1 pseudogene is annotated in these 447 nt (G+C 63.5%); it reads left to right on the top strand.

What is annotated here, in order from left to right:
* Positions 1-447, top strand: a pseudogene (locus X739_RS1000000169060) (nitrogen fixation protein FixI); the annotation flags it as partial.

Genomic DNA, 447 nt, shown 5'->3' with positions numbered 1-447 from the left:
TGGTTCATCTCACCGCCTTGGCAACGTTCCTGGGCTGGATGGCGGCGACCGGCGACTGGCACCGGGCGATGACGATCGCCATCGCTGTTCTCATCATCACGTGCCCCTGCGCGCTTGGCCTCGCCGTTCCAATCGTCCAGGTGGTCGCAGCACGGCGCCTGTTCGAGAACGGCATCATGGTTAGGGACGGCTCGGCCATGNATCGAAGCTACAGCCGCCGGTAGCGCCTGGCGGCTGGGTAGACGCGGATGGGCTGGCTGGAAGGCTCGAACCCGCGGCGAAGGCAAACATGGCTATGGCGGAACAGTGCTGACGAAAAACGGTATGATTGCCGCGTCCTTCGTTTTCAAGGATGCGCTGCGTGTCGACACCAGGACAGCCATCGACCAGCTGCACAACGCTGGTGTGCGCGTGGAGATGCTGTCGGGCGACACCGCGAAATCCTGC

Origin of the sequence: Mesorhizobium sp. LNHC209A00 (genome assembly GCF_000502915.1) — a bacterium.
Taxonomy (GTDB): Bacteria; Pseudomonadota; Alphaproteobacteria; order Rhizobiales; family Rhizobiaceae; genus Mesorhizobium.
Note: the sequence above shows the minus strand (reverse complement) of the source record. Positions and strands in the feature narration are given on the sequence as shown.